This is a genomic window from Gabonia massiliensis, assembly GCF_001403595.1.
Lineage (GTDB): Bacteria > Bacteroidota > Bacteroidia > Bacteroidales > Coprobacteraceae > Coprobacter > Coprobacter secundus.
The window spans coordinates 351504-364142 of sequence record NZ_LN877940.1 but is presented as its reverse complement, the minus strand read 5'-3'; the positions used below and the strand labels follow the sequence as shown (position 1 = coordinate 364142).

The 12639-nt window shown below is 37.4% G+C and carries 7 protein-coding genes and 1 pseudogene; 7 read left to right on the top strand and 1 reads right to left on the bottom strand.

The window, feature by feature from the left end:
• Positions 1 to 29 precede the first annotated feature (29 nt).
• The 7 genes and pseudogenes from BN2628_RS11480 to BN2628_RS11450 all read left to right on the top strand — a co-directional run bounded on the left by BN2628_RS11480 (position 30) and on the right by BN2628_RS11450 (position 11675).
• Positions 30 to 2222, top strand: coding sequence for a GH92 family glycosyl hydrolase (locus tag BN2628_RS11480; protein ID WP_044227052.1), 2193 nt, complete (start codon positions 30 to 32; stop codon positions 2220 to 2222).
• Positions 2223 to 2244: 22 nt separating this feature from the next.
• Entirely contained in the window at positions 2245 to 3870 is a 1626-nt protein-coding gene (locus tag BN2628_RS11475; RefSeq protein WP_154668468.1) for a hypothetical protein, read from the top strand.
• Between the two features lie 41 nt (positions 3871 to 3911).
• A pseudogene (locus BN2628_RS11470) lies at positions 3912 to 6164 on the top strand (GH92 family glycosyl hydrolase).
• Between the two features lie 50 nt (positions 6165 to 6214).
• Complete coding sequence (locus BN2628_RS11465; RefSeq protein WP_154668467.1) at positions 6215 to 7381, top strand: T9SS type A sorting domain-containing protein; 1167 nt, start codon at positions 6215 to 6217, stop codon at positions 7379 to 7381.
• A gap of 82 nt (positions 7382 to 7463) precedes the next feature.
• Positions 7464 to 8792: a hypothetical protein gene (locus BN2628_RS11460; RefSeq protein ID WP_052431431.1), complete on the top strand. Its 1329-nt coding sequence runs from the start codon at positions 7464 to 7466 to the stop codon at positions 8790 to 8792.
• Positions 8793 to 8898: 106 nt separating this feature from the next.
• Positions 8899 to 10335 (top strand): glycoside hydrolase family 30 protein, encoded by a 1437-nt coding sequence (locus BN2628_RS11455; protein ID WP_074024240.1) that lies wholly within the window; start codon positions 8899 to 8901, stop codon positions 10333 to 10335.
• A 50-nt stretch (positions 10336 to 10385) separates the two neighbouring features.
• On the top strand, positions 10386 to 11675 hold the full coding sequence (locus BN2628_RS11450) for a family 16 glycosylhydrolase (RefSeq protein WP_044227038.1): 1290 nt from the start codon (positions 10386 to 10388) through the stop codon (positions 11673 to 11675).
• Positions 11676 to 11762: 87 nt separating this feature from the next.
• On the opposite strand, the gene BN2628_RS11445 is transcribed toward BN2628_RS11450, so the two are convergent.
• Complete coding sequence (locus BN2628_RS11445) at positions 11763 to 12470, bottom strand: pirin family protein (protein ID WP_044226799.1); 708 nt, start codon at positions 12468 to 12470, stop codon at positions 11763 to 11765.
• Between the last annotated feature and the right edge of the window lie 169 nt (positions 12471 to 12639).

The following is a 12639-nucleotide window of genomic DNA, read 5'->3' as shown; positions in this document are numbered from 1 at the left end:
ACAAAATTATAAATACTGATATGAAATACATGCCCAATCTTTTGACACTTGCTATTTTTTCACTGTTGACATTCAATGCATGTCATCAAGAGCAAAAAGAGAAACGACTGATACAGTACGTAGATCCGTTTGTCGGAACCGCATATACGGGACACACAACCCCAGCTGCAGCCTATCCTTTAGGCTTCATGCAGCCGGGTCCACAATCTGGAAATTTCGGATGGGAACATTGTAGCGGATATAACTATGAAGATTCTCTAATATGGGGATTCACTCAAAACAAACTAAACGGTACAGGAATACCTGATATGGGAGACATCTTGATGATGCCATTCTCTGGAATTCCTACACGGAGTGATTACAGAAGTTCCGTATTAAAAGAAAAAGAGATAGCCTCTCCTGGATATTATTCTGTAGAATTGCCCGATAATCATGTAAACGTAGAGTTGACATGTACTCCCCACGTAGCTCTACATCGATATTCTTTTAAAGATGAAAATCCAGGAGTATACATCGATTTTCAAAGTGGTTCCGTAAGCACAGAAGAACAATTCAATAATAGAGTATTAGATGCAAACATCGTTGTAGATGATGACTATACGATTACCGGATATCATAAGTTAAAGGGATGGGTAGAAAGACAATTATTCTATGTCATCAAATTCGACCAGCCTATTGTTTCTCAAGAAACTATTCCCGGAAACATGGGAAATAAAGCTCCCATGAAAATATTTTATTTCAAATTAAAAAAAGGACAGCCCTTGTTGGCAAAAGTAGCATTCTCTACTGTAAGTATCGATAATGCAAAAGAGAATATGATAACGGAAATTAGTCATTGGGATTTTGAACAAATAAAAAGTGATACGGAGAACGCTTGGGAAGACCTTCTAACACGAATTCAGATTGAAGGCTCAGAAGACCAAAAAAAGAATTTTTATACCTCAATGTATCATTTATTTTTTCAACCTAACAATATTGCAGACATAAACGGACAATATAGAGGAGCAGACGATTCTGTATACACCGCCCCCTCAGGGAAATACTACTCTACATTCTCGTTGTGGGATACTTACCGAGCAGCACATCCTTTATATACAATCATAGCTCCCGATATAGTACCTGACATGATAAATACCATGCTTATGCATAGCGATATACAAGGATTTTTACCGATATGGGCTTTATGGGGTAAAGAAAATTATTGTATGGTAGGCAATCATGGAGTCCCGGTAGTAGTCGAGGCATGTATGAAAAATATTCCTGGTATAGACATGGAAAGGGCATACGCCGCAGTAAAAAAATCTTTGACAGAAAATCATTACCGTTCAGACTGGGACATGTACAACAAATACGGATACTATCCTTTCGACCTTATTAAAGAAGAATCTGTATCTCGGACTTTAGAAGGAGCATACGATGATTATTGTGCAGCACAATTGGCAAAAAAGTTAAAGAAAGAAGACGATTATTCTTTCTTTATGAAAAAAGCCAATTATTACAAGAACCTATTCGACCCGGAAACAAAACTTATGAGAGGGAAAGACTCTAAAGGTAACTGGAGAACTCCTTTTGATAAATTCAAGCTATCCCATGCAGGTACTGCCGGAGGAGATTATACTGAAGGAAATGCCTGGCAATATACATGGCATGTACAACAAGATGTCGATTTTTTAATAAATGCAATGGGTGGAAAAGAAGCTTTTGCAACTAAATTAGATTCTCTTTTCTTTCTGGAATCTACCGCTAAAAATACCGGGTTTGTCGGAGATGTTACCGGACTTATCGGACAATATGCTCAAGGGAATGAACCGAGCCATCATGTTATCTATTTTTACAGCATGATTGGTAAAAATTGGCGTACAGCAGAATTGATGAGAGAAGTTTTCGACAAATTTTACCAACCTAAAGCCGACGGCCTATGTGGAAACGATGATTGCGGACAGATGTCGGCATGGTATATATTCGGAGCTCTCGGATTTTACCCTGTTAATACAGTAAATTGCACTTATGTAATTGGAGCTCCGCAAATACCTCAGGCAACGATTAATCTCCCGATGAATAAAACATTCACCATGAGAGCCGACAATTTGTCGGCAAAAAACAAATATGTTAAATCTGTCCGATTAAACGGACAAGAGTTGACCGAACCTCATATCACTCATGAACAGATTATGCAAGGTGGTACATTAATATTCGAAATGACCGATACACCGATTAAATAATTAAAAATAACAAACCCTTCATATGACAACCATCATCATGGATAGAGCAAAATTAAAATGGATGCACCACTTATCTTTGCTGATATGTGGACTGGCTTTCAGTACATACGTAATTGCAAATACTGTAGAAGAGCCTGTAAACCCAGTAGAAATAAAATTCGACCAAGCCGGAGCCGTTTATAATCCTCAAGAAGCAGGATATGCTACCATAAAAGTAAATGATGCTTCACTGAATAAAATAAAAATAACTATTCTCGATGCAAATCATAAACCCGTGAAAAAAGCTAAAACATATATTGTAAAAGAGAATCAGGTTATATTTCCTTTCAAAATAAAAGATTTGGGGTATTACTACCTCCAAATAACTTCTGACATCAATTCTGAAAAAGTGGAAGAAGGATTTGGGGTGATTCCCAATGTTACTCTGACCCAAAAAGATTGGGATTCTCCATTCGGAATCTGCGGGCATTATCAACGCTACAAAGATTGGCGTATCGGAGATATACAAAAAAAATTGGGCATTGCCTGGGTTCGCGACGAAAGCGACTGGCATGGCGTTGTAACTAAAGGTTTGAAAAGCGACCCTTATCTTGATTATTTAGATAGTAAAAATATCTGCTGGCTGGCTCTATTTAACTACATTGACGCATTTAACGGTATACAGGGAGCAGATAGTATCTGGCGATGGGATGCCGACCTTTCTATCCTGAAAAAATACGTACAAATGCACAAAGGCCATTTTTCTGTTTACGAATCTCAAAATGAACCAAATAATTTTGGAGGGTGGTCGAAGCGATGGCCTCATCCTCAAAATCAACAATGGAGACCTCAAGGCTGGGGCAAGCCTTTCGCTGACCTCATCAAACAAATGTACGACTCAGTTAAATCTGTGGACCCCACACTAAAACTAATGTGGCCGGGAGAAGACGAATGGATAGAATATTTCGTAAAAGAAAGAGACGCAGCCCCCTATATAGACATTACATCTATCCATCCATATGTAAACAAATCTATTTACCCTGAAACGGAACAATTTGCATCCGGATTCTATTCCGAACATAAAAAAATGCTTCAAGAAGAATTGAATGTACCCACCGAAATGTGGGTAACCGAAGTCGGTTGGACGACCTACGATAGACCGGACAAAATTGATAGATATGTTCCTGTCACAGAATATGAGCAGGCAGCTTACTTGGTAAGGACTTATTTATTGCATCTCTACTATGGAGCATCTAAAGTATTCTGGTATGAAATGACCGACGAACCGTTTGGATCTCAAAATCCAGAATCCTATTTCGGTATTGTTCGTTATCCGTCGTTCTCCGTAAAACCCTCAGCTGTTGCTTATTCTAATATGGTATACAACTATCGGCACGCCATTCCCGTAGGCAAATATAAAGGTTCATCATATGGCTTTGCTTACGAAAATCAGGGAGAACCTCAATTATGTATCTGGCGTGAAAAAGATACTGCTATTGAAACTCTCTTTTTACCGAAAACTAAGAAAATTTCTGTAATAGATATATTCGGACGAGAAAAAACAATGAAAGTATCTAAAGGAAAAATCGACTTAAATATTGATATATATCCATTAACAATCAAAGGAATACAGAAAGAAGATTTTAAGAAATTATATCAATCCAAATAGAAGTTAAAGTGTGTGTGGTTTTATCATTATAACAAACAAGGATGAATATGAAAAACAATAATTCCAAATTTATTATTGCAAGCCTTATTTGGATTCTGTTTACCGGCTGTAAACAAGCTTCTCCAGAAAAAGAACTTGTAGACTATGTCAATCCATACATAGGCAATATCAGTCATATGCTGGTTCCGACATACCCTACTGTCCATCTCCCAAACAGTATGTTAAGAGTATATCCCCAACGCAATGACTACACAGGGAATCAATTAAAAGGCCTGCCCGTATTATTGACTGCACACCGTGGGATACATGCGTTCAATTTAAGTCCATATCAAGGAGCAGAAAGCGGGCTACAACCCATTATTTCATATAACTACGATAACGAAGACATCAAACCTTACTATTACAATGTATATCTTGACAATATTAACGCAAACGTCAGATTTGCACCGTCTCATCAATCGGCTATCTACAATATAAACTTTTATCAACCGGACTCGAACTATCTAGTAATAAATACGAACAAAGGCCGATTAACAGCAAAAGGCAATAGCATATCCGGATACCAGCAAATAGGTAATGCAAAAGCATATTTATATCTCGAAACAGAACAACAGCCAACAACAACTTATGCTCTCTCCGACGGTAAAATAAAAAATATTTCTGAAAAAGACAATTGTATTGTTTTTCACTTTGCTGATGCCCGACAAATAAATATTCGATATGGAGTATCTTTTATCAGCGAAGAACAAGCTAAAAATAATCTAATCCGGGAAATTCCAGATTACAATATCGACAAAATTATCGAACAAGGCAGAAATATTTGGAACGAGGCATTGGGAAAGATAAAAGTCAAAGGTTCGGACGAGAATCAAAAAACGATATTTTATACCTCAATGTATAGAGTATACGAACGCCCCATATGCATCTCCGAAGATGGACATTATTATAGCGGTTTCGACGGTAAAATACATGATGACGGAGGGACGCCCTTTTACACCGATGACTGGCTATGGGATACCTTTCGGGCAGCACATCCACTACGTATAATCATTGACCCCCAAAAAGAAAATGAAATTCTCAACTCCTTTATTCGCATGGCCGAGCAACGAGACAATTATTGGACGCCAACTTTCCCAGAGATAGGGGGAGACAATCATTCCATGAATTGTAATCACGGAGTGGCCTGCTTTTTAGATGCCTATATTAAAGGCATTAAAAACTTTGATCTGAATAAAGCTTATAAAGCTTGTAAAGGAGCCATTACAGAAAAAACCTTAATTCCCTGGTCTGCAGAAAAAGCCGGTATATTAGATAAATTTTACAAAGAAAACGGGTATTTCCCTTCATTAGCTATCGGTGAAAAAGAAACGGTTGCCGAAGTTAATTCATTTGAGAAAAGGCAAGCTGTTGCCGTAACATTAGGAACTGTATATGACGAATGGTGCCTGGCTCAAATAGCAAAACAATTAGGAAATAATGAAGACTATAGATATTTCCTAAATAGAAGCTTGAATTATCACAAAATATTCAACCCCCAAACTCGATTTTTCCATCCCAAAGATAGTAAAGGCTATTTCATTGAACCATTTGATTATGGACTATCCGGAGGCATTGGATTCCGTGAATATTATGATGAAAACAACGGCTGGATATACCGCTGGGACTTACAACACAATTTCGCAGATTTAGTAAAGATGATAGGTGGCAAGAAACAATTTGTAGCAGAGCTTGAACGAATGTATAATACGCAACTTGTATTATGGAAACCCGATTTTTTTGCAACAAATGCTGATCACACAGGTAATGTCGGCCAGTTTTCAATGGGAAATGAACCTTGTCTGCATATTCCATATCTATATAACTATGCCGGAGAACCATGGCGAACACAGTATCGTATTCGTCATTTGATGAATCAGTGGTTCCGAAATGATGTAATGGGTATTCCCGGAGACGAAGATGGTGGAGGTATGTCAGCATTTGTTGTATTTTCATCTTTAGGATTTTATCCTATTACTCCGGGTCTACCCATGTATGTAATAGGCAGTCCCATATTCGAAAATACACAAATACAATTAAATAACGGAAAAGTATTCAAGATCATCTGTAAAAATTATGCCCCAGAAAATAAATAAATACAATCTGCACGGCTAAATGGACAAGAATGGAACAAATCCTGGTTTACTCATACAGACTTAATAAATGGAGGGACTTTGGAATTGACCATGGGAAAACTTCCGAATAAAAAATGGGCCTCAACAACTGAAGCCATTCCCCCATCATTTGAAATGCCATAAACTTAATATAACTCTCATTCAATTACTAATTTAAATAAAAAATAACTATTATGAAAAAGATGACCAAAAGTTTATTTTGTACAGCCTTTATAACTACAATGCTTATATCCTCTTCCAATATATTTTCTCAAGAAAGTTTTACTATTGACGGAGATGAAAGCTTAATAGATTTTATTGGAGAAAACAGTGCCTTGTATATGACCGTACAAGATTTTACCTTAAAAAATATATCTCCGGAGGTAGCCGAAGCACAAGTTCATATGTTATCAAGTTGCATATCAACAATTAAAGGTACCGCCATGTGGGATAATGTAGGATATTCGACTACTGAAAATTTTTTCAATACCATTAAATGTGAAGGGAGTATCATTGTCCGAAATTGTGATAAGTTGGCAAACCCCAACGGATTCGAAAACTATACTATTATAAACGGAGATTTCATTCTCGAAAACTGTCCGAATATGCCCACAGGTTATGGCGATGGTTGGGAGCAGCACGCATTTACCAAAATTACCAAGGTAGAAGGAGATTTTCGTTTGATTAATGTCGGTCGCATAGGAGACGCATCAATAAAAGTACTAAAAGAAGTAGGAGGTGATTTTGAAATCTCCCAATGCGATAATATGTTCTGGGACTTTAAAGGTGGATTAAGTCTCGAAACTGTCGGTGGAGACTTTATTATAAATAACAATGCTGCTTTTGAAAATTTAAAAGGGCTTGAAGGAATAAGAAAAATTGGAGGAGATATCTCTATCGTTGATAATAACAGCACTTTAGGAGCCTACACTCCGGACTGGGAAGATGGAACATTTTCAAATGCCAAAGGCTTTTGTTTATTAGCTACCTGGAAACAAAATAATGTATTCTCTACTGATGCCAAAGTAACATTAAGGAAAAAAGGTGACGAACAATATATAGATATAGATAAGCTTGTCCCATGTGGAGATGAACATGACGATGATTATTATTTAGGAATATCCTCAACTACAGCCGACCAAGCATTAGTTATAACAACTATTAACGGATGTATATCTATTTCTGCTCCCTGGGAATCATACAATATCGAAATCTATGATATGTCCGGTTGCCAGGTTTACAAAACTATTGCTTTTGAAAGAAATTATATCTGTAATGAAATAAATTTACAGCCAGGGGCCTATGCCGTACGTGTAGGAGGAAACAAGGTTTCTATTGGCCGCCTTATTATTGTAAAATAAAACATACAATAAGAATATGGGATAGCCTAATAAAGCCATATAAAATGCCGAATCTATCATTTCTCTTAATTATTTTAATAAAATGAAATACATCTTATCTCTTATATGGATATCTATATTTCCATATGTTTGTTTTCCCAATACCCATAAAAAAATACAAGCACAAAGTGTAAACGATTTTCTAAATAGTATTGGGGCTAATTCTTCTATAAATAAACGTGGTGAAAATTTAGAAAAAACCATCGAATGCACCCGCTATTTAGGAATCCGTTGGTTACGATCAGGATATGAAGATGGTACAACTATGGAAGTATACAAACGGCTCCGAAATGAAGCTGGAATCAAATTTACATACGGATTGGGAAGTGGTGGGAACAATATTTCCCAATTACTGAACGGAGCTCGAGAAATTGCAGCATTAGATGCCCTATTAGCTATCGAAGGCAATAACGAACCAAACAATTGGGGCATCGAATATCAAGGAGAAAAAGGTGGCAAAGCCAATACATGGATGCCATTAGCCAAATTGCAACGGGATTTATACTACGCAGTCAAAAATGATCCGCTCCTAAAAAAATACCCGGTATTCGGCATTAGCGAAAGTGGCGGAATGACGGATAACGTCGGTCTGCAATATTTACGTATCCCTAAAGGAGCAAACACTTCGATGCCCGACGGGACACAATACGCAGATTATGTAAATATACATAATTATATAACACACCCCTCATGGGATAATGGTAAAATACATGACAACCAAACCTGGATTAGCTCTTCTCCTTTCAGCGATTGCAAAGTTGATGGTCTATACAATAATCATGGCTTAACTTGGTATAAAAAGCATAAAGGATATAATGAAAACGAATTGGCAGCGCTCCCCAAAGTAACAACAGAGACCGGCCTTGTTATCGATGAAAACATTTCGGAGGAACAACACGGAAAATTGTTATTAAACCTATATCTGGCACAATTTAAACGAGGATGGAGTTATACGGCAATTTACATATTGAGAGACCGCTCTGACGAGGGAGGAAATCAAAAATTCGGATTTTACACCCCCAACTACACACCAAGGAAAGCAGCTATCTATTTACATAATCTAACAACGATATTAGAGGATAATAAGCCGACTCCAAAACCTGGAAGTTTATCATACTATATCCCAAACCAACCGGAAACAGTACATGACCTTTTACTACAAAAAAGCGATGGGACGTATGAATTGATAATCTGGGGAGAAAAATACACCGGAGGAACAGATACCATCGACATACATTTTAAAAAAAGATATAAAAGTATCTCTATTTACAATCCATTAATAGGAACCGATGCAACACAAACATTATCAAAAATCAAATCACTAAAATTAAAACTAACTGATCATCCGATAATAATAGAAATAACAGAATAATCGAACCTATTTATCAATATTACAGAAATTTACACATATCCTTTCTGAAAAATAAAAAAATTTATCAACAGAAAAATCAATGGTCGCAAAATCTATAGAAAGAAATATGAAAAATAAGAAACTCAGTCATATTGCTTTTGCCATAGCAGGTATATTATGTACAAGCAATGTCTGGACACAAACAGCAATCAAACCCGTATACGCAAATCAAGTATCAGTATATACTACTGCCGAGAGAAACAACCGACAGATGGTAGAAGCCAAAAATTCACTTTCTCCAGGGTCTCTGGAGCGAAATACCGTAACAATTTTGATAGATCCTAATCATCAGTTCGAAGAATGGATTGGATTTGGAGGTGCTATTACTGATGCTGCTGCAGAAACTTTAGCTAAACTGCCCAAAGAAAAACAGGATGAAATCATGACAGCCTATTTCGACCCACAGAAAGGCATAGGATATAATATGATACGTACCAATATGAATAGTTGTGACTTCTCCAGCGACACTTATGACTATGTAAAAGAAAACGACATCAAATTAGAATCTTTCGATATTGCCCACGACCGGAAATATAAGCTTCCTTTTATCAAACAAGCTCAAGAAATTATAGGAGATAACATGAAATTTTATTTCAGCCCATGGTCTCCTCCTGCTTGGATGAAAACTAATAATAATATGTTGTATGGAGGATACCTCAAAAAAGAACATTACCAAACATGGGCAAACTATTTCATAAAATTTATTCAAGCATATGAAGCGGAAAATATCCCTGTATGGGGGCTGACTGTACAAAACGAACCTATGTCTATCCAAACCTGGGAATCATGCCTTTATTTGCCAAAACAAGAACAAGAATTTCTGAAAAAATATCTGGGACCTACTTTGTGGAAAAATGACATGAAAAATAAAAAAGTTATCGTGTATGACCATAATCGAGACTTCGGATATCACTATGTATCTGATATGCTGAACGATCCTGAAACGGCAAAATATATATGGGGTGTCGGTCTACATTGGTATGACGGTGGTATGTACGAAAATAACATATGCCTAAACCGCGCCTTCCCCAATATAAAAATGGGCTTTACCGAAGGTTGTGTTGAGGGATATGACCCCAATCGCCTGCAATCTATCGCTATTGGTGAAAGATATGCTACGAATATTCTGAATGACATGAACAGCGGATTCGTATTTTGGACAGACTGGAACATTGTATTGGACGAATTTGGAGGTCCCAATCACGTAAAAAATGTCTGCTTTGCACCCATACATGGTATTACCAAGACAGGAGAAGTTGTATATACTTATGCTTACTCATACATCGGACATTTTTCAAAGTTTATACGCCCGGGAGCACGGCGTCTCAACGCGGTAAGTAATAGCCGAGATTTGCAAACAACATCATTTATCAACACAGACGGACATATTGCAGTAGTCATATTAAATACCACTGGGCGAATGATCCCCTATACCCTATACATTGAAGGAAAAACAATGGAAATGGAAAGTCCAGCTCATTCCATTATGACTTGCATATTATGACACATAACAATATAGACCATCTAACACAACAATAAAACACAATGAAAAGTATGAATAATTACAAAAGGAAATGGAATTTCAAGTCTATTCTGACTATTTTAGTCGTCAGTGGAACAATAGGTACATTAAATGCTCAACAAGACCGACGTACCGAATATCCCGATTTCAGTTACGGTGAAGGTGTAGAAAACAATGAATGGATACAAGCAATAAAAGTTATAGAGCCCGCATGCCGCTCCCATGTCAAAGGTAAAGTCAACATATCTTTCCAAGCAAAAGGAATGAAAACCGCGAAAGCTATGTGCTGGAGCCAACCTACAGACGATAATCCCAATACTTGGGGACACGACGTAGACTTGACTCCTAAAGGTATACATCTGAAAAAAGACGGGACTGGTAAATTTTCTTTCAATGCCGACCAATTTCCAAACGGCCCAATGAATGTACGTATTTATGCACAAAATGACGTCAATAAAGATATTTTTGAATTGCAATTATATAACGACGGAGGTATAAAATGGAATCAAGGCATCCCGGCTCAAGACCCTGGTATCGTAAAAGAAAAAGGACTAAGCCTAGTTTTTTCTGATGACTTTGACGGTCCGTTATCCATTTCAAATGATGGCAGAGGAGCCCGATACAATGCCCATAAGCCCTGTTCCGGAGACTTTAGCGGTTGGCCTTTTTCTGATGTAGATCATCCTTTGAAGCCATTCCGCCAGATTGATACTTACTTGCATATCGCTGCTCGTAAAGAACCGGGAACTAACGGTGCCACTGGGTTAATCGCTTCGGTCAATATGGATGGTGAAGGCTTTTGGGTAAAAGCTCCATGCTATATGGAATGCCGTTTTACAGCACAATCTGCTCCCGGCACTTGGCCGGCTTTCTGGACAATCAACCAGATACATAACGCTCCGGGTGATGAATTGGATATCATCGAAGCCTATGGAGGACAAGGCAAAGGCAATCCTAACTATTGGGGATATTCCGTCACCAGTCATTTTTGGGGACAACATAATGCCGACGGTACCCCTAAAGACGCTGTATGGAAATCTATCGATATGCTTAAATTAGGAGGAAAATCATCTTGGTCTACGACTTTCCACACATATGGCATGTATGTAGGCATGGATGAAACTATATACTATTTCGACAACATGGAAGTATTCAGACATCCGACAAATGAAATCTCAAGGGACTTTCCTCACCTATTCATGGTAAACTATGCAATAGGGGGTATTAGCGGTTGGCCTATCGACTTGGAGCGATATGGCAACGGCTCGGACATGTTTGTTGATTTTGTACGTGTATACGCTAAGCCAGAAAAAGGGAAATAAATAATTATCAAAAATTGAGATAGTGTTTTTCTGTTAAATAAAAAGGTAACTTTGGTTTATAATTTGCCAAAGTTACCTTTTAACTTTTTATATCATCGGGACTTCCATCAATAATATAGTTGCTCTCTTTTGTATTTTTATCTCAACAAAAGCCGTATCGTATATACCCATTCCATCCCGCCGATACAACGGTTCCCCGGCAATTTCAACTTCACCTTCAATAATAAATATATATACCCCTGTATCTTTTCTATGCATTTTATACTCTATAACTCTTCCTGCATCAAGAGTACCCATAGAAAACCAAGCATCTTGTAAAATCGAGGCTTTTGTCTCCCCATCAGGCGAAATAAAAAGCGCCAGTTCATTCTCTTTAAGTAAAGGTCGTATATCATAATTATTATACTCCGGAGGTGTACTTTCTTTCTTAGGGAATATCCATATTTGTAGAAACTCGACAGGGTCTTTATCACTCCCATTATACTCACTGTGATAGATACCTCGTCCGGTACTCATTACCTGTATTTCTCCGGGAACTATTGTCTGAACATTTTCTACGCTGTCACCATGCCTCAACCGCCCTCTCAACGGAATAGAGACAACTTCCATATTCTTATGCGGATGTGTATCAAATCCATTACCCGGAGTAACCCAATCATCATTCAATACTCGCAATGCACCAAAATGCATTCTTTTGGGATTATAATAATCAGCAAAACTAAATGTATGATGTGTCTTCAACCACCCATGGTCAAAATACCCTCTCGATGCAGCTTTATCAATAATTGTTTTCATAAACTATATATCTATTTTCGTTTACTATTTATAACAAGTAACCCTATATAAAGGTTTCTGCCCGAATACCTCATTACCATCTTTTTCAAAACTATTACTTCCATATAGATTAAGTCTTTTTCACTAAATACATTTAAAAATCTAAACTTTCATCGCAAACATCAGTTTT